The sequence below is a fragment of the Rathayibacter sp. YIM 133350 genome (genome assembly GCF_037404875.1).
Classification (GTDB): domain Bacteria; phylum Actinomycetota; class Actinomycetes; order Actinomycetales; family Microbacteriaceae; genus Orlajensenia.
In genome coordinates this window covers 1-25409 of record NZ_JBBELO010000038.1, presented here as the reverse complement: position 1 = coordinate 25409, position 25409 = coordinate 1, and the positions used below count along the sequence as shown (strand labels likewise).

Below are 25409 nucleotides of genomic sequence, written 5' to 3'. Positions count from 1 at the left end.
GTCCCGCGCGGTCCTCGTGCTCGTCAGCCACGGAGCGACATCGTTAGGGCGACATCGTTCGGGCGGCTCCATTGCGGCGTCAACGGGCTAGCCATGAGCGCCCCTCGCACCGCTTAATAGGGGAATGATCTCCCGGGAACTGGCCGCCGACCTGCGTGCGGCCGGATTGGTGTGGCGACCCGAGTCGGGTGATCGCTTCCAGCTCGAGACGCTCGACCTCGACGACGACATCTTCACCGTCAGCGAGATGACGATCCAGGCCCACGAATTCCCGACCGGCACGGTGCTCGGCTTCAACGGCACGACCGAGTGGGCGCTCGACTCGGTCTCGCTCGGGGATGCGGTGTGGCTGCCTCGGGAAGACCAGTTGCGCGAGATGCTGCGCGGCTCGTTCCGCATGCTGCGGCGCCTCAGCGACAGCTTCGAGGTCACGATCGCGCTCGACGGCGTCCAGCGCAGCTTCGAGCACCCGGAACCGGCGGAGGCGTACGGACAGGCGCTGCTGGCACTGATCCAGCGGGCCGTCGACTGAGCCGCGGCCTGTGGTGTCGCGGCGGCCGCATCCGTTCACCGTGCGGTCACCGGGTGCTTGCATGGCGTTGGGTCTGCGCGGCTAGCGTCGCTGGTGTGCTCCGGTACGGCGGTGCTCGCGGCAGGATCAGGAGAGATCATGGGGGTCGGCTTTGTCGACGCGCTCGATGAGGCGATCGAGCACTGGCGTGACCGCGATATCGGCGACATCTTCGAGCCGCTCGATTCCGCCGGCGACGAGTAGCCGTGCACACCCTTGCTCGCGTCGGCGAGCGCGACGTTCTGCTGCGGCCGGCGGCGGTGGCCATGGTCTGGAATGCGCCCGGCGCCGCCCACGCCCAGGTGGCCGTGCCCGGCGTGCGGCTCTCGGCGGGCGAGGCGCTCGCCGAAGTGGAACTGGCGACGATCTGCGGCAGTGACGTGCACACCGTGCGAGGGGAGCGTTCCGCGACGACGCCCCTCGTACTCGGCCACGAGCAGGTCGGTCGCATCGTCGCGGTGGGGGAGGATGCCCGTCGAGCCGACGGCTCGCCACTGCTGGTGGGCGACCGGGTGATCTGGTCGGTCACCGTCAGTTGCGGCGCCTGCGATCGATGTGTGCGCGGGCTGACCCAGGCCTGCCGTTCGCTCGCGAAATACGGCCACGAGCGCGTGCACCGTGGTTGGGAACTCTCCGGCGGATTCGCGACCCACGTGCATCTGCGGGCCGGGACGGCGATCGTGCCCGTCGACGGCTCGGTGCCGGCGGCCGTGCTTGCGCCGGTCTCGTGCGCCACGGCGACCGCGGTCGCGGCCATCGAGGCGGCGTCGGCCCACCTTCCGCTGAATGACGTGACGGTCCTCATCACCGGCGCCGGCATGCTCGGCCTCACCCTCACGGCGCTGGCCTCCGACGCCGGCGCGCACGTCATCGTGGTCGAGCCCGACGAGCAGCGCCGCGAACTCGCCCTGCAATTCGGAGCGGTCGCCGCGCTCGATTCGCGCCGTTCCCAGGCGCGCCTGCGCGAGGCCATCGGCGCTGCCGGTCCCGACCCCGACGCGCTCGTCGCGATCGAGGCGTCGGGCGCCGAGTCGGGTGTGCGAGCCTGCCTGTCATCGGTCGGGGTCGGCGGCATCGTCGTGCTGCTCGGCAGCGTCTCACCGGGCGGCCAGCTCTGCGTCGACCCCGAGAGTCTCGTCAGCGCCTCGATCACGGTGCGCGGCGTGCGGGACTACACCGCCGACCAACTCGTGCGCGCCGCCGCCTACCTCTCATCCGCATGGCGCCGGCATCCGTTCGGCGACCTCGTCAGTGAGGGCTACTCGCTGACGAGTGTGGATGCTGCGCTCGGCGCGGCCGCCGCGGCCACAGCCGTTCGGGTGGCGGTGCGCCCTTAATCGCCGGGACTTCGCCGTCCCGCTCCTCCGCTGGTGCGGCAGGGATCCCCCTCTGTTGCCCAGGTGAAGCCCGCCCCTCAGCTGGGCGACCACCGCCTACGATGGCATCACGTCTGCATACCCGAAAGAAACGCGGAAGTCATGGCCGAAACGCACACCACCACTGTGCGTGACCTGCGTCGCAGCAACCAGTCACGCACCCTGTGGGAGCTCTACCTGCACGGCCCGCTCACCTATCAGCAACTCGCCACCTCCATCGGCGTGAGCGTTGCGACGGTGAGCAACGTCATGGGTCAGTTGCTCAGGCAGGGTGCGGTCGCCGAGGTGGGGGTCGAGGATTCCAACGGCGGCCGACCGCGGGGCGTCTTCCACATCAACCCGGGCTACGCCAACGTCATCGGCGTCGACGTGGGTGAGACGGCGATCATGGTCGAGCTCTTCGACCTGCGCATGAGGGTGCTCGCCTCCCACCACTCCGTCACGAGCCACAGCCGGCTCGATCCCGCCGAGGTGGTCGACCAGGTGGTCGAGGGAATCGAGGCGGTCCTCTCCCAGTCGGGCCGCACCGAGGAACAGATCCTCGGGGTCGGCGTCGGTGTTCCGGGGCTGGTGGAGCACGGTGCCGACGGTGAGGCCGTCGTCTTCGACCAGAGCATCGGATGGGGAACCGTGGCCATCGAGCGGATGTTGCGCGAGCGCACCTCCCTTTCCCTCACGGTCGACAACGGGGCGAACACACTCGGCCAGGCCGAGCGCTGGTTCGGAGCGGCGCGCGGCGGCTCGAACTCGATCATCGTGCTGCTCGGTGCGGGGGTCGGGGCGAGCATCATCTCGCGGGCCGGCCGATACGGCGGTGCGGCATCGCTGCCCGCCGAGTTCGGTCATACGACCGTGGTCGCCGGAGGGCGGCGCTGCGTCTGCGGCGCGCTCGGCTGCCTCGAGGCCTACGCCGGCGCCGATGCGGTCGTCGCCCGGTACGACGAACTCAGCGGTCGTCGCCAGGCCGTCGACCCCCGGGAGGTCGAGGAGCGGCTGGTCGCCATCCTCGCGGCAGGGCCGACGGACGAGCACGCCGCGCAGGTCATCGACGAGTTCTACCGCTACCTCGGCGTCGGTCTCGGCAATCTCGTCAACCTCTTCACCCCTGATCGCATCGTCATCGGCGGTTGGGTGGGTCACGTCATCGGCGCGTCGTCCCTCGAACGGCTGCGCTCCGAGGTCGCCGCCAACGCGCTCGTTCGACCGATGGCCCGCCTGCAACTGGTGCTCGCGCAACTGGGAACGGATGCCGTGGCCATGGGAGCCGCCACGCTTCCCGTGGCGGCCTTCCTCCGATCGGGAGGTGCGTCCGCCGAGACGGTGGCGCCGAGGCGCAGGCTGAACGTCGAGGCCTGACGGAACACTTCACTGCCCAGCGAAGAGGGACTCTCCGCCCTGCCCGGGGCCGGGAATCAGGCACGATCCTGACCGCGGATCCCCCTTGTTGGGGGACTTTATTAACGCTATGTTCTAAGTCGTCATCAAACACGTCATCGACGACGTCGGCCGTATCGACCGGTTCGCGCGACGTGTCCGCGCTCCACTTGCCAACGTCGATAGGTCAGCCGATGAACCTCAACTCCCGTGTCCGCACGTCTCCTGGCGGCCGCGCCGCCCCACGTCTCTTGCAGAGGGGGATGGTCGCCCTTGTCGCTGCGGCTCTCGCTCTGACGGGCACGTCCCTCGTCGCGGCCGCACCCGCTCACGCTGCCGATGCGCTGCTCTCCCAAGGCAAGACGGCGACGGCCTCATCGTCCGAAGGAGCGGGCACTCCCGCATCCGCCGCGGTTGACGGCAACGCCGGCACGCGCTGGTCCAGCGCCTTCTCCGACCCGCAATGGCTCCAGGTCGACCTGGGGGCCGCATCCACCATCAGCCAGGTCGTGCTCACCTGGGAGGGCGCCTACGGCAAGAGCTTCCAGATTCAGACCTCGGCCGATGGTGCCTCCTGGACGTCGATCTACTCGACGACCTCGGGCACCGGCGGGACCCAGACCCTGTCGGTGAACGGCACCGGACGCTACGTGCGGATGTACGGCACGCAGCGCGCGACGGGCTACGGCTACTCGCTCTGGGAGTTCCAGGTCTTCGGCACGGCGGGCGGTTCAGGCGGCGGCACCGGAGGCGGAACCTGCGGCACCACCAACGCGGCTCTCAACAAGACGGCCACCGCGTCGAGCACGGAGAACGGCGGCACCCCCGCATCCGCCGCCGTCGACGGCAACGCGAACACACGCTGGTCTAGCGCCGCGGCAGACCCGCAGTGGCTGCAGGTCGACCTCGGCACCAGCCAGGCCATCTGCACCGTGACGATCGCGTGGGAAGCCGCCTACGGCAAGGCGTTCCAGATCCAGACCTCGCCGAACGGCACCGACTGGAGTTCCATCTACTCCACCACCACGGGCGCCGGGGGAACCCAGACCTACACGGTCACCGGAAGCGGCCGCTACCTGCGGGTGTACGGAACGGCCCGCGGAACCGGCTACGGCTACTCGATCTGGGAGCTCTTGGTGAACGGCACGAGCGGAGGAGGAACGGGCAATCCCGGAACGGGTACCCCGCTTCCCACGAGCGACACGCCTGACTTCGGGGCGAACGTGGCGATCTTCGATCCGAGCCAGTCCGCTGCGACGATCCAGGCGAAGCTCGACAGTGTCTTCAACACGCAGAAGGTCAACCAGTTCGGGCCTGAACGCAACGCGCTGCTGTTCAAGCCGGGCAGCTACAGCGGCATCTACGCGAACATCGGCTACAACACCTCCATCGCGGGCCTCGGTCAGAACCCCGACGACGTCACCATCAACGGAGCCGTGACGGTGGACGCCTTCGACGGCACCGGCAACGCCACGCAGAACTTCTGGCGCTCAGCCGAGAACCTCTCGGTCGTGCCCGTCGGAGGCAACCAGCGCTGGGCTGTCTCGCAGGCGGCCCCGTTCCGGCGCATCCACGTCAAGGGCAACCTCGACCTGTTCCCGGCGAGCTACGGATGGGCATCCGGCGGCTACATCTCCGACACGAAGGTCGACGGCACGGCGTCGTCCGCATCGCAGCAGCAGTGGTACACGAAGGACTCGAACCTCGGGGCCTGGTCGGGATCGGTCTGGAACATGGTGTTCTCGGGGGTGAGCGGCGCCCCGGCGCAGAGCTTCCCGAACCCGCCGATGACCACGCTCGCGACCACTCCGGTCTCCCGAGACGTTCCTTACCTCTACCTGGACGGCTCGGGGAAGTACCGCGTGTTCCTGCCGTCCACGCGCACGAACGCGAGCGGGGCGAGCTGGGCGGCCGGTGCGACGCCGGGTACGTCTCTTCCGATGAGCACCTTCTACGTGGCCAAGCCGAGTGACTCGACCGCGACGCTCAACCAGGCACTCGCGCAGGGGCTCAACCTGTTCTTCACCCCGGGCGTCTACCACCTCAGCGAGACGCTCAAGGTGACGAAGGCCGACACCGTGGTGCTCGGCATCGGGCTGCCCACCCTCATCCCCGACAACGGGGTCAACGGCATGTCGGTGGCGGATGTCGACGGCGTGCGCATCAAGGGCATCCTGTTCGACGCCGGAACGGTCAACTCGCCGGCCCTTCTCACGGTCGGGACGCAAGGAAACGCGACGAGCCACTCCGGCGACCCCGTGTCGATCCAGGACGTCTACTTCCGCATCGGGGGCGCGACCGTCGGCAAGGCCACAACGAGCCTCATCGTCAACAGCGCGAACACGCTCATCGATCACATCTGGGCCTGGCGCGCCGACCACGGTGCCGGCATCGGCTGGAACACCAACACGGCGGACACCGGACTCATCGTCAACGGCGACAACGTGCTCGCGACCGGCCTGTTCGTCGAGCACTACCAGAAGTACGAGGTGCTCTGGAACGGCCAGGGAGGAAAGACCATCTTCTTCCAGAACGAGATGCCCTACGACGTGCCCAATCAGGCGGCGTGGAAGAGCAACTCGGCCACCAACGGATATGCGGCCTACAAGGTCGCCGACACCGTCACGAGCCATGAGGCGTGGGGAGTGGGCAGTTACTGCTTCTTCAACGTCGACCCCACGGTCAACGCGACTCGGGCGTTCGAGGTGCCGGAGGGCGCATCCGGCGTCAGGTTCCACGACCTGCTCACCGTCTCGCTCGGAGGCAATGGATCGATCTCGCACGTGATCAACAACGTCGGCGGCGTCGCGCAGGGCACTGCAACGACACCGGTCTACGTGACCAGCTTCCACTAGGTCGCCTCTCGACGGAGGGCCGGGCTTCGTTCCGGCCGGGCCCTCCGTCGCACCACCCCCAGTACTCATCCCGTCGTACCGCCCCGGGCAACGCGTCGCGCTGCCCGCGGAACCTCTAGGAGGAACCGTGAACCACTCTCTCTCCGTCGCGACCCGGCCTTCCGGCCGTTGGCGCGGCTCGAAGGCCGCCGTGGTCGCGGCCGCCATCGCGCTCGCCGTGGCCGGCGCCGCACTCGTTCCGGCGGGCATCGCCAACGCCGCAGACCCGGTGCTGCTCTCGCAGGGAAAGCCGGCCACAGCATCCAGCGTCGAGAACACCGACTACACGCCGGCGGCGAACGCCGTGGACGGCAATGCGGGAACCCGCTGGTCGAGCACGTTCTCCGACCCCCAGTGGTTGCAGGTCGACCTCGGGCAGTCCTCGACGATCAACCGCATCGATCTCGCGTGGGAGGGCGCCTACGCGAAGGCGTTCCAGATCCAGGTCTCCGACAGCGGAACAGGCGGATGGACCTCGATCTACTCGACCACGACGGGCCCAGGCGGCAATCAGTCGCTGAGCGTCTCGGGTCAGGGCCGGTATGTGCGCATGTACGGCACGGTGCGCGCGAACGGATACGGCTACTCGTTGTGGGAGTTCAAGGTGTTCGGCACGGCCGGCTCGTCGACGACGCCCACGCCCACGCCGACACCGACCACGCCGCCCGGCTCGAGTGATCCGGGCTACCCCAACCAGCCGGGTCCGTTCACGCAGCCCAGCGTCGTCAAGGTGACGGGAGGAAACGGCAGCTGGCAGCTGCAGGTCGACGGCAAGCCGTACTCGGTGAAGGGTTTCACCTGGGGCCCGTCGTTCGACCAGGCCGACACCTACATGCCGGGCCTCGTCGCCATGGGCGCCAACACCATCCGCACGTGGGGAACGGGTGCTGACACCAAGAAGCTGCTCGACTCCGCGGCCGCCCACGGCATCCGGGTGATCAACGGATTCTGGCTGCTGCCTGGCGGCGGCCCCGGGAGTGGTGGATGCATCGACTACACCACCGATGAGAACTACAAGTCGACCACCCAGACCGACATCATCAATCAGGTCAACACCTACAAGACGCACCCGGGAGTGCTGATGTGGAACGTCGGCAACGAGTCGCTGCTCGGGCTACAGAACTGCTTCTCGGGAACCAAGCTCGAAGACGTGCGGAACGCCTACGCGGCCTTTGTGAACCGGGTGGCCGTGGCCATCCACGCCGCCGACCCCAACCACCCGGTCACGTCGACGGACGCCTGGACCGGCGCGTGGCCCTACCTCAAGCGCAACGCGCCGGCGCTCGACCTGCTCGCCGTCAACTCCTACGGCGACGTCTGCAACATCAAGCAGACCTGGATCGACGGAGGCTACAACAAGCCCTACATCGTGACCGAAGGCGGCGCGCCCGGCGAGTGGGAGGTGTCGAACGACGCCAACGGCGTGCCGAACGAGCCGACGGATGTGGCGAAGGCGGCCGCCTACGTCAACTCGTGGAACTGCATCATCGGACACAAGAACGTCGGGCTCGGGGCCACCTTCTTCCACTACGGCACCGAGGGCGACTTCGGCGGCGTGTGGTTCAACGTGATTCCCGGTGGCAACAAACGACTCGGCTATTACTCGATCGCCAAGGCGTGGGGCAAGACCGGCTTCTCCAACACGCCGCCTGTCATCTCCTCCATGTCGGTCACGGAGAACGTCGCAGCAGGGTCGACCGTCACGGTGAGCGTCAAGGCGACGGATCCGGATGGCGACACCCTCAAGTACGTGCCGTTCTTCAACAGCACGTACATCGACGGATCCGGCGGCACCGCGTTCCAGGACGGCCCGCAGCCGACACCGGGCACGTTCCAGCTCACCGCTCCGCAGACGCTGGGCGTGTGGAAGGCGTACGTCTGGGTGGAGGACGGCCACGGCAACGTGGGTGTCGAGTCGCGCTCGTTCCGCGTGGTCGCGCCGCCGGTGGCTGGAACGAACATCGCGAAGGGCAAGCCGGCATCCGCGTCGTCGTTCCAGACGACGGTCGACAACTATTCGCCCGGTCAGGCCGTCGATGGCAACGTCGCGACGCGATGGGCGAGCGAGTGGAGCGACGCCCAGTGGCTGCAGGTGGACCTCGGCTCCGTGCAGTCGTTCACCCACGTGCAGTTGCTGTGGGAGTCCGCCTACGGCAAGGCCTACACGGTGCAGACATCGAACGACGGCGCAACCTGGTCGACGATCAAGACCGTGACAGCCGGAGACGGCGGCGCGGACGACTTCGACGTCTCGGGCAACGGGCGCTACGTGCGGCTCTCGCTCACGCAGCGCGGCACCGCCTACGGTTACTCGCTGTTCGAGTTCGGCATCTACCGATAGTTCAGCGGTCCCCCGGATGCGGTGAAAGCCCGCCTCCGGGGACCGGTGCCGCGCCGGCGATCAGCGCGCCTCGGGCACGTGCAGCCGAGACAGGAAGCGATCGGCGCTCGCCGGCAACGAGCGTCGTGTCAGCAGCGATACCGCGATCGTCGTCGCGAAGGCCAGCGGAACGGTCCACGCCGCAGGCAGCAGGAGCAGGTCGCCGAGCCAGGGAAACGCCGTGACCGCGGCAGGGCCGAGGAGGATGGCGGCGCCGCAGAGCCCGCCTCCGGTCAGCATTCCGGCGATCGCCCCCGTGGCGGTGAGTCGTCGCCACCAGATGCCGAGCACCAGGATCGGACACAGGGTCGAGGCGGCGAAGGCGAAGACGAGGCCGACGCTCCCTGCCAGCCCCGAGGATGCGGTCACGAGGGAGACGGCGAGGGGAACCAAGGCGCTGAAAAGCGCGGCCACCCGGAAACCCCGAACGCTTCCGCCGAGCAGGTCTTGGCTGATCACGCCGGCGAGGGAGACCACGAGGCCCGACGAGGTCGACAGGAAGGCGCCGAAGGCACCCGCGATCACGAGGGCCGTGAGCAATTGTCCGCCGATTCCCGGCACGAGCCGACCGGGCAGCAGCAGCACGAGGGCGTCAGCCGTACCCGGGTCGGCGAGGTCGGGCGCGTACGCCCGCCCGATGAGGCCCAGCACGGTCGGGAACAGGTAGAACACGCTCAGCAGGCCGAGAACGATCACGGTCGTCAGGCGAGCGGCGTCGCCATCGGGGTTCGTGTAGAACCGCACGAGCACATGCGGAAGGCCCATAGTGCCGAGCAGCAGTGCGACGAGCAGCGAGGCGGTGCGGTAGCCGTCGAGCGCCGTCGGACCGTCGGAGACGGGGAAGGCGGTCTCGGGCGGCACCGGCATGGCCGAGCCGTCACCGAGCACGATGACGATGAAGATTACGGGAATGGCGATGGCGGTGAGCTTGAGCCAGAACTGGAACGCCTGCACGAACGTGATCGAGCGCATCCCGCCCGCGGCGACGACGACGCCCACGATGGTCGCGACGGCGACGGACCCCACCCACGCCGGCAGCCCGGTCGTGATGCGCACGGTGAGTGCCGCTCCCTGCAGTTGCGGCACGATGTAGAACCAGCCCACGACGATCACGACGAGGCTCGTGAGCCGGCGTACCGCGCGCGAGTCCAGTCGCGCCTGCGTGAAGTCGGGAATGGTGTACGCGCCCGACCGGCGCAGCGGAGCAGCCACGAACAGCAGCAGCATGAGGTATCCGGCGGTGTAGCCGATGGGGAACCAGAGCGCCTCGGCGCCGCTGAGCAGGATGAGGCCCGCGATGCCCAGGAAGGATGCGGCCGAGAGGTACTCTCCGCCGATCGCCGACGCGTTCCACCACGGCCGAACCGTGCGCGAGGCGACGTAGAAGTCGCTCGTCGTTCGCGAGACCCGCAGTCCGTAGAAGCCGATGAGTCCGGTCGCCACCGCCACCACGGCGATGGCCACATAGCCCACCGCCCAGTTCACCCGTGCTCCACGAGCGAACGGTAGCGGGCCTCGTTGCGCCGGGAGGCGCGCAGGAAGATCAGCGCCGTGACGAGCACGAGCGGATAGGCGCCGACAGCCAATAGCAGCCAGGATGCCGGGACCCCCAGCACCGAGCGGTCGGCGAGCAGCGGGAGCACGCCGATCAGCACGGCCAAGAGCGCGAGCAGCCCGCCGAAGACGGCCGCGCAGACGAGGGCGAGCCGCAGCTGCGAGCGGATGAGCGAGCGTACGAAGACCGCATCGACATCGCTCGTCGCACCGTGCGGCGACGCCGGGATGCGCGGCGCCGGGCTGCGGGGAGCGGTGACCCGCACCCGGGGAAGGGAGCGAGGCGCAGGTGTCTGCCCGCTCACGGCGCCGGCCTGATGCGCTTGGCGTGGAAGTACTCCCGCAGTGCGGGAAGCAGCCGGCGGCTCACGGGCAGGTCGGCTCCGCCTGCGGTGATGGTGGGCGAGGAGGCGCCCAGTCGCAGCCGCGTGATGTGCGGCACCGCGACGAGGTACGACCGGTGGATGCGCAGGAAGCCGGCCTCCGCCCATTGCCGCTCCAGGTCCGACATCGGAATGCGCACGAGGTAGCTGTGCTCGTCGGTGTGCAGGCGTGCGTAGTCCCCCTGCGCCTGGACGAAACGGATGTCGTCACGTCGCACCATGCGCGTGGTGCCGCCGAGGCTCACGGCGATGACCTCGGGTTGGGCGATCGGCCCGGTCGAGGGTGCGGCTTCGATCGCCTGAATGAGCCGGCTGACGCAGCGTTCCAGCCGCTCGCGGCGCACTGGCTTCAACAGGTAGTCGGTCGCGGCGAGTTCGAAGGCCTCGAGGGCCCCCTCCTCGTCGGCCGTCACGAAGACGAGTGCGGGCCGGTGCTCGAACCGGGAGAGCGCGCGCGCGAGGTCGAAGCCACTGAGGCCCGGCATGTGGATGTCGAGGAAGGCGGCCTCGATCGGCTCGGTCGAGAGCAGCCTCAGCGCCTCCGGCCCCGACGAGGCCCGATAGGTCTCGCCGATGCGTTCGTCGCGCGCCAGCAGCCGGCCGAGTTCGTCCAGGGCGGGCTGCTCGTCGTCGGCGATGAGCACCGAGATCATCGCCGACGGCTTCCGTTGGCCGCGAGGCTCATCGAGGCGCCCCCGCTCCCACGGCATGCTCGGGTTGCGACTTCGGCACGCGCATGCGCACCAGGGTTCCCGACCCGAGGTTCGTCTCGACGACGAGGCCGTGATCTTCGCCGTACACCTGCCGCAACCGGGCATCCACGTTCCGCAGGCCCACGTGCTCGCTCCGCTCGCCGGCGAGCACGGCCGCGGCGGTGGCGGGATCGATACCGACGCCGTCGTCGTCCACAGTGATCTCGGCGAATCCGCCGGCATCCGTCGCCGTGATCGTGATGCGGCCTCCAGCGATCGCGCCCTCCAGTCCGTGCTGCACCGCATTCTCGACCAGGGGCTGAACGCTCAGGAAGGGGATGACGGTCGAGAGCACCTCCGGCGCGATCTGCAGGCTCACCTGCAGGCGCTCGCCGAATCGGGCACGCTCGAGCTGAAGGTAGCTGTGGATGCTGCGCAGCTCTTCGGCGACGGTCGTGAAGTCGCCCTGCCGGCGAAAGGAGTACCGGGTGAAGTCGGCGAACTCGAGCACGAGGTCACGCGCTTTCTCGGGGTCGGTGGTGATGAAGGACGCGACCGCGTTCAGCGAGTTGTAGATGAAGTGCGGGCTGATCTGCGCCCGAAGCGCGCGCAACTGCGCCTCGGCGAGGGCCGCCCGGGAGGCATCCAGTTCACCGAGTTCGCGCTGGGCCGCGACCCAGTCGGCGACCTCCTTGGTGGCGCGCACGAGGCCGGGCCGTACGCGCGGGGCGAAGGCGAAGGCGACGACGACGCCGGTCGTGATGCCGCTGCGGGTGACCGGCGCGCCGACGGCGTCGAGCCGGCCCTGCCCCGCGATCGAGCGGAAGATCTGCTGCCGCCCGCTGCGGCGCACCTCCTCTACGACCCGTTCCGTGGCGGCACGCAGCTGATCGCCGTCGCCGTCGAGGGCGACCACCTCGCTCTCATCCGCCAGCGCGAACGCCTCGCAGCCCAACAGCACCCGCAGGTGCCTTCCGGCCCGGGATGCCCCGTCGCCTCCGCCACGCAGATGCTCGGCGGCTCGCGATGCCAGGTGCAGCGTCGTGTAGGTGGCCCGTTCGGCGTCGGTGCCGAGTTCGGCCGAGCCGCGCACCAGCCGCCGCCCCAACGCGAAAACCGCGGAGGCGGCGATGCCGAGGACGACGCCTGCGGCAACGGCGAGCAACACTGACTCGGACATCCGCATCAGACTAACGCGTCGGAGCCCGTTGCCCGCCCTCGAGTCCCCGCGCGCGCCGGGCTGCGTTCTCGAGTCGGGACCGTCATTCGTCGCACTTATCGGACCGTTCGTCGCAGCCACAGCCCCGTCTGCCGAGCAGCCCGGCGAGCGTCGAACACGACGGCTCGCGGCGCGCCACAATCGGCGGTGGACACGGCGGTCCTCACTCGACCGCCCCGACATTTCAAAGGAGAGATCATGGGCAACGAGGCCCTGAGTCCGGAGGCGGAACCCGGCACTGTCGACTTCCCCGCCATCCAGCGATCACCCGAGTTCCAGCAGTTGCGCAGCCGGCACCGCCGGTTCGTCTTCCCAGTCGTGGCGGTGTGCCTGCTCTGGTACCTCGCCTACGTGCTGCTCGCCGGCTACGCCCACGACTTCATGTCGACTCCGGTGTTCGGCAGCATCAACGTGGGCATCCTGCTCGGCCTCGCGCAGGTGGTCACGACCTTCGCGGTGACCATGTGGTACGTGAGCTTCGCGAATCGCCGGCTCGATCCGCTGGCCGCCGACATCCGCGCATCCGTCGACACGGAGGTGACCCGCTGATGCTGCACTTCGCACCCGCCTCGTCCTCGCCCGGCGACCCGTGGCTGAACATCGCGATCTTCGGCGCCTTCGTGGCGGTCACCCTCATCGTGGTGTTCCGCGCGAGCCGCAACAACAAGACCGCGGCCGACTACTACGCAGCCGGACGCTCCTTCACGGGAGGCCAGAACGGAACCGCGATCGCCGGCGACTACCTGTCGGCCGCATCCTTCCTCGGCATCTGCGGAGCGATCGCCCTGACGGGGTATGACGGCTTCCTCTACTCCATCGGCTTCCTCGTGGCCTGGCTCGTCGCACTCCTCCTGGTGGCCGAGCTTCTGCGCAACACGGGCCGGTACACGATGGCCGATGTGCTGAGCTTCCGGCTCAAGCAGCGCCCCGTGCGCATCGCCGCGGCGATCACGACGCTCGTGGTGTGCTTCTTCTACCTGCTCGCGCAGATGGCCGGAGCGGGCGGGCTCGTCTCGCTGCTGCTCGGCATCGGCGACCAGGTGGGTCAGGCCGTTGTCATCACCGTGGTCGGCGCGCTCATGATCCTCTACGTGCTCATCGGCGGTATGAAGGGCACGACCTGGGTGCAGATCATCAAGGCGACACTGCTCATCATCGGAGCCGGCGTGATGACGGTCTGGGTGCTCGCACTTCACGGGTTCAACTTCTCGGCGCTGCTCGACCACGCGGTCGCGACGGCCGGAAACCCCGAGATCCTGAACCCGGGCATCAAGTACGGCGTGAACGACACCTCGAAGCTCGACTTCCTCTCGCTGGGCCTCGCGCTCGTGCTCGGGACCGCCGCGCTGCCGCACGTGCTGATGCGGTTCTACACCGTGCCGACGGCCAAGGAAGCGCGCAAGTCTGTCGTCTGGGCCATCTGGCTCATCGGCATCTTCTACGTGTTCACGCTCGTGCTCGGCTACGGCGCCGCTGCCCTCATCGGCCCGGAGGTCATCGCGGCCGCTCCCGGGGGAGCGAACTCGGCGGCCCCGCTGCTCGCGTTCGAGTTCGGCGGCCCGGTGCTGCTCGGCATCATCTCGGCGATCGCGTTCGCGACCATCCTCGCGGTGGTGGCCGGGCTGACGATCACGGCGGCGACCTCGTTCGCACACGACATCTACGCGAGCGTGATCAAGAAGGGCAAGGCCGCTCCGGGGGCCGAGGTCAAGGTGGCCCGCCGCACGGTCGTGGTGATCGGCATCGTCGCGATCATCGGCGGCATCGGGGCCAACGGTCAGAACGTGGCGTTCCTCGTGGCGCTCGCGTTCGCGGTCGCGGCATCCGCCAACCTTCCGACCATCCTGTACTCGCTGTTCTGGAAGCGCTTCACCACGAAGGGCGCGCTCTGGAGCATGTACGGCGGGCTCATCTCGGCGATCGTGCTCATCGCACTCTCGCCGGTCGTCTCGGGCAGTGAGACCGCGATGCTGAAGAACCTGGACTTCGACATCTTCCCGTTGTCGAACCCGGGCATCATCTCGATTCCGCTGGCGTTCTTCCTGGGTTGGATCGTCACGATCCTCGACAAGACGCCCGAGAGTGCGGCGAAGCAATCCGAGATGGAGGTGCGCTCGCTCACCGGTATCGGAGCCGAGAAGGCCACCGAGCACTAGGCCGGGTTCGGGGGAGGGGCGGATGCCGTGGCATCCGCCCCTTTCTGCTGTCGGTCCTGAGCTGGAACCGCGGTCCCTGAGCTTGTCGAAGGGCCGCGACCACACCTCCATTACGTTCCGGCGGGCCGCAGGACGGCAGGGTCCCGCCCAAAGATGCCCACCGACCCCCGGACCCTGCCGTCCTGCACCCCGCCTCGTGCGTCGGTTCCGTCCAGAGCTCGCCCCGCACCGGTCCCTGAGCGTGTCGAAGGGCCGCTCCCAGCGCCGGAACGACGCTTCGACAGGCTCAGCGAGCGGAAGGCGCGTCGATCGCGACAGCCCGGTCCCTGAGCTTGTCGAAGGGCCGCGCGAACAGGCCGGTTCCGTTCGACAGGGGTTACCGCCTTCAACAGGAGGAAAAGCGCGGAATGCTCCTGTTGGAGGGCCGATCTCCTGTCGAAGCGACGACGTCCTTGTCGAAGGGCCGCGTCCAGCGCGCGCACGGCGCGAAGAAACCCTTGACACATCCTCAGGATGGTGGTTGGTTAGTTACATAACCAACTAACCAACGAAGCAGGGGTGCATGGACGACTCCCGTCCGATCTTCCTCCAGGTGGCCGAGTCGATCGAGAACGACATCATCGACGGCTCCCTCGAAGTGGGCGCGCAGATTCCGTCGACGAACGAGTTCGCCGCGTTCCATCGCATCAACCCTGCGACCGCACTGAAAGGCGTGACCTTGCTCGTCGACGAGGGGATCGTGGAGAAGCGCCGCGGCATCGGCATGTTCGTGGCCCCTGGCGCTCGAGAGCGCCTGCTGCAACAGCGCCGCGACCGCTTCGCCGATCAGTACGTGCGGCCGCTGCTCACCGAAGCCTCCAAGCTCGGCATCTCTCCCGCCGAACTGAGGGGCATGATCGCTCAGGAGGCGACCGAGTCATGAACGACGCCATCGTGACGGCCACCGGCCTCACCAAACGCTACGGATCCGTCACTGCACTGGACGGCATCGACCTGGGAATCCGCGAGAACGGCATCTACGGCCTGCTCGGCCGCAACGGCGCGGGCAAGACGACGATCATGCAACTGCTCACCGGGCAGATCTACCCGACGAGCGGCCAGCTGAGCGTCTTCGGCTCGCCACCCGCCGAACACCGCGACGTACTGCGTCGGCTGTGCTTCATCGGTGAGTCCCAGCGCTACCCCGACAACTTCAAGGCCGCACACGTGCTGAAGGCGGCGCCGTGGTTCTTCGAGAACTGGGACGAGTCCTTCGCTCAGCAACTCGTGCAGGACTTCCGGCTCCCGGTGAACCGCGGAATAAAGAAACTCTCACGCGGGCAGCTCTCGGCCGTTGGAGTCATCGTCGGCCTCGCCTCACGAGCGCCGCTGACGTTCTTCGACGAGCCCTACCTCGGACTGGATGCGGTCGCGCGGCATCTCTTCTACGATCGGCTCCTCGCCGACTACGCCGAACACCCCCGTACCATCGTGCTCTCGACGCACCTGATCGACGAGGTGTCGAACCTGCTCTCGCACGTGGTGCTCGTCGACCAGGGGCGCATCATCCTCGACGAGGATGCGGAGGTCGTGCGCGGCTCGGCCACGACGCTGGCCGGCACCCGATCGGCGGTGGACCGATTCGCGCAGGGCCGGGAGGTGATCGGCCGGGAGGTCATCGGCGGGCTCGCGTCGGTGACCATCGCCGAGCGGCTCGACGACGGCGACCGAGCCGCCGCGCGGGCAGCCGGCCTGGAACTGGCCCCGGTGTCGCTTCAACAACTGATCGTTCACCTCACAGGCACCGACCTCGAAGCCGAGAAGGCGGAACAGGAGAAGGCAGCATGACCGCCGCCCTCACGGCGCCCGGGACGGCGCCCGCGCGTTCGGGCGACATCAGCCGCATCGTACGGCTGCATCTCGTCTCGAAGAGCGTCTTCCTCGGCATCCCGTGGATCATCGTGGGCGGGGCCCTCGCCGTCAGCATCGTCATCGGCATCATCCTGCAGAGTGCCGGCATCGACCCCGGCGCGGGCATGCGCTACAGCTGGGCTGTGCTCTCACCCCAGTGGTACCTCGTCGTCGCCGGTGTGCAGGCGGTCGGGCTGACCTTCTCGTTCGCGCTCGGTCTCACGGCGACGCGCCGGGACTTCTGGCTCGGCACGATGCTGCTGTTCGTTCTGGTCGCACTCTTCAACGGCGTCGCCTTCACGATCCTCATCGCGCTCGAGAAGGCGACGGGAGGGTGGTGGCTCGACATCCACATGTTCGACGCCCTCTGGTACGGCATCGACGGGCCGTTCGTCGACTTCTACACGACCTTCGCCCTGCAGCTGGCCGTGCTCGTCGTGGGCGCCGCCGCGACGACGGTCTACATGCGCTGGCGCATTCCCGGCATGCTGTGGGTCGCCCTCGGTGCGGTGGTGCTCCTGCTGGCCGCGCTCGCCATCCTCACCGCGACGAACGGATGGCTGTCGCTGATCGCGTGGTTCGGCTCGATCGGGCTCGTCGGCGGCTTCAGCCTCTTGGTCGGGTTGGCCGCCGTTCTCGCTGTGGGTGGTTACGTCGTCATCCGCGGGGCGACGCCGCGTTCCTAGCTGTCCCTACGCCGAATCGCGAGGCGGGAAGCCGTAGCTGACCACGGCCGGCAGCCCGCCGTCGCGCAGCGCATCGAGCACGAACCGCTCGTGCGGCACGACCTTTTCGGGCAGGGCGTCGAGCGCGAACCAGCGCAGGTCGGAGGCGGTGTCCTCCTGCAGCGCCGGCTCGCCACTCCACGACCGGGTCTGGAAGAAGAGGTCGATGCGCTGGTCGATCGTCGCAGACGTCGCCGTGCGGTGCATGGCCGTCAGTGGCTCGAGGTCGGCGGATGCGATCCGCACCCCGATCTCCTCAGCGGCTTCGCGCAGGGCGGCCTCGACGACGGACTCCCCGGCCTCGACGTGCCCCGCTGCGCCGAAGGCCCAGTGCTCGTCGTAGTAGCCCGTGCGCCGGCGCAGTTGCAGCAGCACCTCGTCGCCTCGGCGTAGCAGCACGTAGGCCGCGGGAACGAGGACGAAGCTGCCGTGCCGGGCGGCGTAGGCCGCGGAGTAGCCCTCTTCGGCCGCGCCCCGGCTGCCCGACACTGCTACTGCCCGACGACGGGCCCGAAGGCGTCGGCGAGCGGTGCACGGTTGCGGCCGCGCAGCTCGTCGATCGGCACCGAGAACAGGTCCTGCACGTCGAGCGCCTGGGCGGCCGCATCCGTGACGCCGATGCGCAGCACCTCGTAGCCCCGACCCTCGCACAGCCCCCGGAACTTCACGTCGTCCTCGCGCGGAACGCTCACGATCACGCGTCCCGTCGACTCCGAGAACAGGGCGACGGATGCGTCGACGCCGTCGCGCTCGCAAATCTCGCCGAGCCAGACGCGCGCCCCCACGCCGAAGCGCAGCACGCTCTCGCTGAGGGCGATGGCGAGGCCGCCGTCGGAGAGGTCGTGGGCGCTGTCGATGAGGCCTTCCACGGCGGCGGCGTGGAGCAGCTCGGCGAGGTTCTTCTCAGCGGCGAGGTCGACGACGGGCGGCGTGCCACCCAGGTGGGAGTGCACGACATCGGCCCACGCCGAACCGTCGAGCTCGGTGCGGGTGGTTCCGAGCAGGTAGATGTTGTGGCCCTCGTCCTGCCACCCGCTCGGGATGCGCCGGGCCACGTCGTCGATGACGCCGAGCACTGCGATGACGGGGGTGGGGTGGATGGGAACGTCGCCGGTCTGGTTGTAGAACGAGACATTTCCGCCCGTCACGGGGATCTCGAGTTCGAGGCAGCCGTCCGAGAGGCCCTCGACCGTCTGCGCGAACTGCCACATGACCTGGGGGTTCTCGGGGGAGCCGAAGTTGAGGCAATCGGAGACCGCTGCGGGAACGGCTCCGGTGGCGGCGACGTTGCGGTACGCCTCGGCCAGCGCCAGACGGGCGCCCTGCTTCGGGTCGAGCTGGCAGTAGCGGCCGTTTGCATCCGTCGCGACGGCGAAGCCGAGCCCGGACTGCTCGTCGACGCGCACCATGCCGGCGTCGTCGGGATAGCTGAGCGCGGTGTTGCCGAGCACGTACTTGTCGTACTGGTTGGTCACCCACGACGTATCGGCCAGGTTCGCGCTGCCGACGAGGTCGAGCAGCTGCGAGCGCAGGCTCTCGGCATCCGTCGGCCGCGGCAGGATGGAGGCGCTGTCGGCGTTGAGCGCGTCGATCCAGCCGGGGTAGGCCACCGGACGGTCGTAGACCGGGCCGTCGACGGCGACGGTGCGCGGGTCGACGTCGACGATCACTCCGCCGTGCCACTCGATGATCAGCCGGCCGGTGTCGGTGACCTCGCCGAGCACCGAGGTCTCCACGTCCCACTTCGAGGTGACGGCGAGGAATCCCTCGAGCTTGTCGGGGTGCACGATCGCCATCATGCGCTCCTGGCTCTCCGACATGAGGATCTCCTCGGCGGTGAGCGATGGATCGCGCAGCAGCACGTCGTCGAGGGTGATGTGCATGCCGCCGTCGCCGTTCGAAGCCAGCTCCGAGGTGGCGCACGAGATTCCGGCGGCGCCCAGGTCCTGGATGCCCTCGACGAGTTCGCCGCGGTAGAGCTCGAGGCAGCACTCGATGAGCACCTTCTCGGCGAACGGGTCGCCGACCTGCACGGCGGGGCGCTTGGTCGGGCCACCGGCGGCGAAGGTGTCGGAGGCGAGGATCGAGGCGCCGCCGATTCCGTCGCCGCCGGTGCGGGCGCCGAAGAGCACGACCTTGTTTCCGACGCCGCGGGCGTTGGCCAGGTGGAGGTCCTCGTGCCGCAGCACACCGACCGCGAGGGCGTTCACGAGCGGGTTCGCCTGGTAGGTCGAGTCGAACCAGGTCTCGCCGCCGATGTTCGGCAGGCCGAGGCAGTTGCCGTAGAACGAGATGCCCGAGACCACCCCGTGCACCACGCGCGCCGTGTCGGGATGCTGTACCGCACCGAAGCGCAGCGCATCCATCACCGCGACGGGACGTGCGCCCATGGAGATGATGTCGCGCACGATGCCGCCGACGCCAGTCGCGGCGCCCTGGAACGGCTCGATGTAGGAGGGGTGGTTGTGCGACTCGATCTTGAAGGTGACCGCCCAGCCCTCGCCCACGTCGATGACGCCGGCGTTCTCGCCCATTCCCACCATGAGGTTCTTCTTCATGGCCGGCGACACCTTCTCGCCGAACTGCCGCAGGTAGCGCTTGCTCGACTTGTAGGAGCAGTGCTCGCTCCACATCACCGAGTACATCGCCAGCTCGCCGCTCGTGGGGCGCCGCCCCAGAATCTCGCGGATGCGCTCGTACTCGTCGGGCTTCAGTCCCAGCGCCGCGTAGGGCTGTTCGCGCTCGGGCGTCGCCCGCGCGTTCTCGACGGTGTCGAGCGCCGGTGCGACAGGAGCCGCCGTCGCATCGGATTCGGACGTGGAGGCAGGGCCGGTGGTCGCAGTGCTCACGAGTGGTGATCTTTCCGGGAGGCGGATGGCGTTGCAGACGCACGCCTGACGGCCCCAGTCTACCGGCGGGAGCCGCCGACCTCCCCGGCGGCGGATGCGGGAAGCAGCGGCATCCGCACGAGCACGTCGAGGCCGCTGCCCGGTCGGTTGTGCAGGTCGATCGACCCGCCGGCGCGCGTGACGAGACCGTCCACGATCGCGAGGCCGAGTCCGGCGCCGCTTGCCGTGCGGGCGGTGCTCTGGCGCGAGAAGCGTTCGAAAGCACGAGGAGCGAAGTCCTCCGACATGCCGCCGCCATCATCGCTGACGACCAGCTCGATCTCCGTCGCTGTCGTGCGCAGGGTCACGGCGAGCCGCGATGACCCGGCGGCGAGCGCATTGGAGACGAGGTTCTCGAGCACGCGGCCGACATCGGATGCCGCCATGTGCACGCGGAGACCGGGGTCGGTGGTGCTCGCGGCCTCAGCTGCCGCGCCGGTCTCGGGCAGCTCGTACTCGACGACCGCTCCGACGTCGACAGCCTGCATGCGAGCGCGATCGACGGCATCCGTGACCTCGGCCGAGATCTCCGCGAGGGAGCTCTCGCCCTGCACCCCGGCAGCATCCACGCGCGAGAGCTCCAGCAGACCGTCGGCGATCTTCTGCAGTCGGGCGAGCGCCGCCTCCGCGCGGGCGATGTCGCTCGTGAGCTGGTCGACGGATGCCGCCTCGGCCCGCGCGATCTCCAACTGCATCCGCACGAGCGCGAGCGGCGTGCGCAACTCGTGGGAGGCATCCGAGACGATGTGGCGCTCGCGCTCCGTCGCGGCGCGCAGGCGGAGGATCAGGGCGTTCAGCGTGCGGGCGAGCTCGGCGATCTCGTCATCGGGAGGCCCGGCCGGCAGGAGTTCGGTGCCCGCCTCCGCTGCGAGGGTCTCGGCGCTCGCACGCATCCGTCCGACCGGCCGCAGGGCGAGGGTGCTCAGCAACCACGATCCCACCCCGAAGGCGATGTTGATGACCGCGATGCTGAGCACGAGCAGGCCGGTCATGGCGCTCAGCACCTCGTTCTGCGAGGCGGCATTGCGGGCCGAGACGACGTGCCATCGGCCTTCGGCGGTGACGACGTCGGCATCGCGAACGAGGTACTCCACGCCTCCGACGGTGATGGCATGGGTCGGGTCGGGGCCGGCGAGCACGCGGTCAAGGGAACGGGAGAGTGCGGGCGGCAGGGTGTCGAGAACGGCGGTGCCGCTGGGGTCGACGACGGCGATGAGCTCCGCGGGCCCCGGGGAGCCCAACGGCGTTCCCGCCGCCACGGCGCTCTCGTAAGGAGCGGCGTCGGCCCGCAGAACCGCGATGGACCCCTGGCTGACGATGCGCGCGACCTGCGTATAGATGAGCACGCCGGCCACCACCGAGAAGGCGAGCGCGATCAGCAGGCTGCCCCCGGTGATGCGGGCGCGGATGCCGAACCGGCGTCGGCGCGCAGCCGTTGTCGCCACGCCTCAGTCCGCCGGGATCCGGAAGCCCACGCCGCGCTCAGTCAGGATGCGCACGGTGGCGCCCGATCTCTCGAGCTTCTTCCGCAGGTAGCTGACGTACTGGTCCACGATGTTCTGGTCGATGAACCGGGAGGAACCCCAGACCTCCCGAAGGATGTCGGTGCGCGCGACCGTTGCCCCTCGCCCCTCGGCGATCACCCGCAACACGTCGAATTCGGTGCCGGAGAGCCGCAGCTCGGTGCCGCCCGCCGTGACCCGTCGACGGCTGGTGTCGATGCTGAGCGTTCCCAGCTCGATGCGCCCGGCGGAGGCGAGAACGTCTCGCCGCTGCAGCGCACGCAGCCGCGCGGCGAGTTCGGCGAAGGCGAAGGGCTTGATGAGGTAGTCGTCGGCGCCCGCGTCCAGTCCGCGCACCCGGTCGTCGACCGCATCCCGCGCCGTCACGAGCATGATGCCGAGCGCCGGGGAGGCGGCCTTCAGATGCCGGCACAGTTCGAAGCCCGACATTCCGGGCAGCATCACGTCGAGCAGCGCGAGGTGGGGTTCGTTCTCGCGGGCCAGCGTGAGGGCGTCGATGCCGTTGTCGGCGACGTCGACCTCGTACCCCTCTGCACGCAATCCGCGGGCCAGCAGCATCCCCATCTCGGGTTCGTCCTCGACCACGAGCACTCGCGTCATGACCGCCTCCTCTGACACCTTGCTCCATTGTGCGCCAGGGGCTATACCCGAGCCCGTCGATGGGCAAGGCTTGAAAGCACTCTCAGGATGTAACCCGCCGTTCAGACGGATTGCAGAGAGTGGGGGACGAGGATGTGCACGGCGGGCAGCAGCCTGCAGCAAGGGGGAGTGGTGACCACTCAATCGGTGAGCACCTGGAGCGTGCCGGTCGTCGGCACCCGCTCGGCGACGCGGGCGCGCGTGACGCCGGCCGCGCTGACCGGCGCGCTGGGAACCCTGGTGATCTTCCTCGGATCCTGGAATCCGTCGTACTGGGGCGACGAGGCCGCGAGCGTCATGTCGGCCGAGCGCAGCCTGCCGAGCCTGTTCCGCGAACTCGGCTACATCGACGCGGTGCACGGCGCCTACTACCTGTTCCTGCACTTCTGGATCGGAGCGTTCGGCGCATCCGAGCTGGCGGTACGCGCTCCCAGCGCGATCGCGGCCGGTCTGGCCGCCGCGGGCGTCGTGGTGCTCGTGCAGCGCTTCACCGACCGTCGCTTCGCCGTGCTCGCGGGCGTCGTCTTCCTCGCCCTGCCACGCGTCGGCTTCGCGGGAGTCGAGGCGCGTTCCTACGCCATGAGCATCGCGGCAGCGGTCTGGCTCACGGTGCTCCTGGTCTGGCTCATACGCTCCGAACGGCGACGCTGGCTGCCGTGGCTGGCCTACGGGCTGGCGCTGGGTGCGAGCGCCTATCTCTTCCTCTACCTGCTGCTCCTCGCGGTAGTGCACGCCGTCTTCATCGTCGGTACGTCCAGCGGACGCCGTGCGTGGAAGCAGGCGGCCGTCGCACTCGTGCTGGCGGTGGCCGTGGCAGCACCGATCCTCGCCATCGCCGTGGCCGAGAAGAAGCAGATCTCCTTCCTCGCCCGGCGCGACTATGCCAAGCCGTACTCGGTGCTCGTCAGCCAGTTCTTCGACTGGGTTCCCCTTGCTGTTCTCGCATGGGCGCTCATCGCTTGTCTCGTCGTGGTGATGCTGCAGCGGAGGCTGACGCCGCTTCAGCGCGAGGGTGCGCTGCTCGGGTTCGCCTGGCTCGTCCTGCCCACGACCCTGCTGCTCGTCGGCAACGCCTACGTCTCGCCGATGTACAACATCCGCTACCTCACGTTCTGCACCCCCGCCGTCGCCGCACTGATCGCGGGAGGAGCCGCGGCCCTGCCCGGCATCATTCAACGACTGCGCGAGCGGCGGGCGGACCCTGATCGGCCGCGCCGCCGCATCCGCGCGGGAACGCTGACGGCCGAGATCGTGGTCCTCGTGCTCGTCATGGCGCTGCCGACGTACATCGCCGACCGGGGCCCCTACGCGAAGGACAACGGCAGCGACCTGCGCCAGATGGCGGAGGCGGTCGACTCGATCTCGCATCCCGGCGACGCCATCGTCTTCGACCAGGACACCAAGCCGTCGCAACACCCGCGGCTCGCGCTGCGGCTCTACCCGGCGCACTTCGCGGGCCTCGTCGATGTCGGACTCACCCAGGCCTACACCGACCGCCGCAAGCTGTGGGATCGCGTGGCTCCGGTTGCCGATCTCGCACCCGAACTCGCCGGCACCGACCGTGTGCTCGCCGTCGAGATGGGCACGGAACCGGGCGAGCCCATCGACGTGCGCTCCTTGCGCCAGCAGGGCTTCGAGGTGACCGGCGTGAAGCAGGTGCATCGCACCGTGATCTACACCCTGGAAAGGGAGGACGCGTGAACACGCTCGTGGTGATCCCGACCTACAACGAACGGGACAACGTGCTCAGCATCGCTGCCCGTGTGCGCGCCAGCGTGCCCGAGGCGCACCTGCTGATCGTCGATGACAACTCCCCCGACGGTACGGGGCATCTGGCCGACGGCCTCGCCTTGGATGACCGCTCGGTGCACACCCTGCACCGGGCCGGCAAGGAGGGCCTCGGCGCCGCCTATCGGGCCGGCTTCCGCTGGGCCCTCGAGCACTCCTTCGACGTGATCGTCGAGATGGATGCCGATGGCTCCCACCGGCCCGAGCAGCTCCCACGTCTGCTCGGGGCGCTCGAACGGGCCGACGTGGCAGTCGGCTCACGGTGGGTTCCGGGGGGAGAGGTCGTCGGGTGGCCCTTCCGGCGGGAACTGCTCTCGCGTGCGGGCAGTCTCTATGCGCGCAGCGCACTCGGCCTGGGGCAACGCGACGTCACGGGCGGCTATCGCGCGTACCGTGCCTCCGCCCTGCTCGACGCGGAGTTCGAGACGGTGGAGTCGCAGGGCTACAGCTTCCAGATCGAGATGCTCTGGCGGTGCGTGGATGCTGGGCTGAAGGTCAAGGAGGTTCCGATCACGTTCGCCGAACGCGAGCGCGGGGTCTCGAAGATGAGCGGTCGCATCGTGCTCGAGGCGATGTCGCGCGTCACCTTCTGGGCGCTGACACCGCTCTCACCACGGCGGGGCAGAGCGGATGCGCGGCTCGCGCCTCTCGCGAAGGGCACAGGATCGGCCCGGTAGCCTGACAGGGTGAACCACCCGAGCGCGGCCGAGCAGGTCTCCCGTCGCATCCACGTCATTCCCGACTTCCCCGAACCCGGCATCCAGTTCCGCGACCTCACGCCGGTGTTCGCACACGGGCCCACCTTCCGCGTCATGTGCGAGGCGCTCATCGAGCCGTTCGCCGGCCGCTTCGACATTCTCGGAGGGCTCGAGGCGCGCGGCTTCATCATGGCCGGCGGAGCGTCGCTGCTCTCCGGTGCCGGGGTGCTTCCCGTGCGCAAGGCGGGCAAGCTGCCGCGTCGGGTGATCACCGAGACGTATGAGCTCGAGTACGGCGTGGCCACTCTCGAGGTGCACGAAGACGAGCTGCCCGCCGGCGCGCGCGTTCTCGTGATCGACGACGTGCTCGCCACGGGCGGAACCGCCCTGGCAGCCTGCAGGCTCATCGAGCGGGCCGGCTGGAAAGTCGTCGGCGTCTCGGTCGGCCTGGAACTCACTGCGCTGGAGGGCCGTTCGCAGTTGGAGGACTACGAGGTCTTCAGCCTCCTGCAGGCCTGAGAAAACCGCCCAGGCGAGGGCAGGCGAAGGCGACACGCCCGGACTGCAGGCGCGATTTGCCACCCTCGGCCCCGCCGCGTAAATTACTTACTTGTCACCCCAAAGGTGCGGCGGAGCGGCAAGGTTCACAGAATCTGCGC

21 protein-coding genes are annotated in these 25409 nt (G+C 68.9%); 13 read left to right on the top strand and 8 right to left on the bottom strand.

Features of this window, described 5'->3' with window-relative positions; genetic code table 11:
- The first annotated feature begins 124 nt into the window (after positions 1 to 124).
- The 5 genes from WDJ51_RS14365 (at position 125) to WDJ51_RS14345 (ending at position 8556) form a co-directional block, all read left to right on the top strand.
- Positions 125 to 532 carry a pilus assembly protein CpaE gene (locus tag WDJ51_RS14365; protein ID WP_337853160.1) on the top strand — a complete coding sequence of 136 codons (408 nt, stop codon included), beginning with the start codon at positions 125 to 127 and terminating at the stop codon, positions 530 to 532.
- A 245-nt stretch (positions 533 to 777) separates the two neighbouring features.
- Positions 778 to 1908 carry an alcohol dehydrogenase catalytic domain-containing protein gene (locus WDJ51_RS14360; RefSeq protein ID WP_337853159.1) on the top strand — a complete coding sequence of 377 codons (1131 nt, stop codon included), beginning with the start codon at positions 778 to 780 and terminating at the stop codon, positions 1906 to 1908.
- Between the two features lie 141 nt (positions 1909 to 2049).
- Positions 2050 to 3303 (top strand): ROK family transcriptional regulator, encoded by a 1254-nt coding sequence (locus WDJ51_RS14355; protein ID WP_337853158.1) that lies wholly within the window; start codon positions 2050 to 2052, stop codon positions 3301 to 3303.
- A 281-nt stretch (positions 3304 to 3584) separates the two neighbouring features.
- Complete coding sequence (locus WDJ51_RS14350) at positions 3585 to 6176, top strand: discoidin domain-containing protein (protein WP_337853157.1); 2592 nt, start codon at positions 3585 to 3587, stop codon at positions 6174 to 6176.
- A gap of 127 nt (positions 6177 to 6303) precedes the next feature.
- On the top strand, positions 6304 to 8556 hold the full coding sequence (locus WDJ51_RS14345) for a discoidin domain-containing protein (protein ID WP_337853156.1): 2253 nt from the start codon (positions 6304 to 6306) through the stop codon (positions 8554 to 8556).
- Positions 8557 to 8616: 60 nt separating this feature from the next.
- On the opposite strand, the gene WDJ51_RS14340 is transcribed toward WDJ51_RS14345, so the two are convergent.
- Genes WDJ51_RS14340 through WDJ51_RS14325 form a run of 4 tightly spaced genes read right to left on the bottom strand, consistent with a single transcriptional unit; the run spans position 8617 to position 12404 of the window.
- Positions 8617 to 10080: a sodium/solute symporter gene (locus tag WDJ51_RS14340; RefSeq protein ID WP_337853155.1), complete on the bottom strand. Its 1464-nt coding sequence runs from the start codon at positions 10078 to 10080 to the stop codon at positions 8617 to 8619.
- Positions 10077 to 10454: a heavy metal transporter gene (locus tag WDJ51_RS14335; protein WP_337853154.1), complete on the bottom strand. Its 378-nt coding sequence runs from the start codon at positions 10452 to 10454 to the stop codon at positions 10077 to 10079. The genes WDJ51_RS14340 and WDJ51_RS14335 overlap by 4 nt, the downstream gene beginning before the upstream one ends.
- Entirely contained in the window at positions 10451 to 11185 is a 735-nt protein-coding gene (locus WDJ51_RS14330) for a LytR/AlgR family response regulator transcription factor (protein WP_337853153.1), read from the bottom strand. The genes WDJ51_RS14335 and WDJ51_RS14330 overlap by 4 nt, the downstream gene beginning before the upstream one ends.
- Before the next feature lie 28 nt (positions 11186 to 11213).
- Positions 11214 to 12404, bottom strand: a complete 1191-nt coding sequence (locus WDJ51_RS14325; RefSeq protein ID WP_337853152.1) for a sensor histidine kinase — start codon at positions 12402 to 12404, stop codon at positions 11214 to 11216.
- 237 nt (positions 12405 to 12641) lie between these two features.
- Between WDJ51_RS14325 and WDJ51_RS14320 the strand changes: the two genes are divergently transcribed.
- From WDJ51_RS14320 to WDJ51_RS14300, 5 genes are all read left to right on the top strand, one after another.
- The gene (locus WDJ51_RS14320) at positions 12642 to 12992 is read left to right on the top strand and encodes a DUF485 domain-containing protein (protein ID WP_337853151.1); all 351 of its coding nucleotides are present in this window, start codon (positions 12642 to 12644) and stop codon (positions 12990 to 12992) included.
- Positions 12992 to 14599, top strand: a complete 1608-nt coding sequence (locus WDJ51_RS14315; RefSeq protein ID WP_337853150.1) for a solute symporter family protein — start codon at positions 12992 to 12994, stop codon at positions 14597 to 14599. Before WDJ51_RS14320 ends, WDJ51_RS14315 begins: the two co-directional genes overlap by 1 nt.
- Positions 14600 to 15161: 562 nt before the next feature.
- Positions 15162 to 15521, top strand: a complete 360-nt coding sequence (locus WDJ51_RS14310) for a GntR family transcriptional regulator (protein WP_337853149.1) — start codon at positions 15162 to 15164, stop codon at positions 15519 to 15521.
- Positions 15518 to 16426, top strand: coding sequence for an ABC transporter ATP-binding protein (locus WDJ51_RS14305; protein WP_337853148.1), 909 nt, complete (start codon positions 15518 to 15520; stop codon positions 16424 to 16426). Before WDJ51_RS14310 ends, WDJ51_RS14305 begins: the two co-directional genes overlap by 4 nt.
- The gene (locus WDJ51_RS14300; protein ID WP_337853147.1) at positions 16423 to 17175 is read left to right on the top strand and encodes a hypothetical protein; all 753 of its coding nucleotides are present in this window, start codon (positions 16423 to 16425) and stop codon (positions 17173 to 17175) included. The genes WDJ51_RS14305 and WDJ51_RS14300 overlap by 4 nt, the downstream gene beginning before the upstream one ends.
- 6 nt (positions 17176 to 17181) lie before the next feature.
- Here WDJ51_RS14300 and WDJ51_RS14295 read toward each other — a convergent pair whose 3' ends face one another.
- Genes WDJ51_RS14295 through WDJ51_RS14280 form a run of 4 tightly spaced genes read right to left on the bottom strand, consistent with a single transcriptional unit; the run spans position 17182 to position 22225 of the window.
- Positions 17182 to 17703, bottom strand: a complete 522-nt coding sequence (locus tag WDJ51_RS14295; protein WP_337853146.1) for an NUDIX domain-containing protein — start codon at positions 17701 to 17703, stop codon at positions 17182 to 17184.
- Between the two features lie 2 nt (positions 17704 to 17705).
- Positions 17706 to 20063 carry a phosphoribosylformylglycinamidine synthase subunit PurL gene (gene purL, locus WDJ51_RS14290; protein WP_337853145.1) on the bottom strand — a complete coding sequence of 786 codons (2358 nt, stop codon included), beginning with the start codon at positions 20061 to 20063 and terminating at the stop codon, positions 17706 to 17708.
- Between the two features lie 59 nt (positions 20064 to 20122).
- Positions 20123 to 21547 carry a sensor histidine kinase gene (locus WDJ51_RS14285; protein ID WP_337853144.1) on the bottom strand — a complete coding sequence of 475 codons (1425 nt, stop codon included), beginning with the start codon at positions 21545 to 21547 and terminating at the stop codon, positions 20123 to 20125.
- Positions 21548 to 21550: 3 nt separating this feature from the next.
- A complete protein-coding gene (locus tag WDJ51_RS14280; protein ID WP_337853143.1) occupies positions 21551 to 22225 on the bottom strand; it encodes a response regulator transcription factor in 675 nt (224 codons plus the stop codon).
- 171 nt (positions 22226 to 22396) lie between these two features.
- Between WDJ51_RS14280 and WDJ51_RS14275 the strand changes: the two genes are divergently transcribed.
- The 3 genes from WDJ51_RS14275 to WDJ51_RS14265 are packed head-to-tail and all read left to right on the top strand — an operon-like array spanning position 22397 to position 25269.
- Positions 22397 to 23965 (top strand): glycosyltransferase family 39 protein, encoded by a 1569-nt coding sequence (locus WDJ51_RS14275; protein ID WP_337853142.1) that lies wholly within the window; start codon positions 22397 to 22399, stop codon positions 23963 to 23965.
- Positions 23962 to 24729 (top strand): polyprenol monophosphomannose synthase, encoded by a 768-nt coding sequence (locus WDJ51_RS14270; protein ID WP_337853141.1) that lies wholly within the window; start codon positions 23962 to 23964, stop codon positions 24727 to 24729. The genes WDJ51_RS14275 and WDJ51_RS14270 overlap by 4 nt, the downstream gene beginning before the upstream one ends.
- A gap of 9 nt (positions 24730 to 24738) precedes the next feature.
- A complete protein-coding gene (locus tag WDJ51_RS14265) occupies positions 24739 to 25269 on the top strand; it encodes an adenine phosphoribosyltransferase (protein WP_337853140.1) in 531 nt (176 codons plus the stop codon).
- The last annotated feature ends 140 nt before the right edge of the window (positions 25270 to 25409 follow it).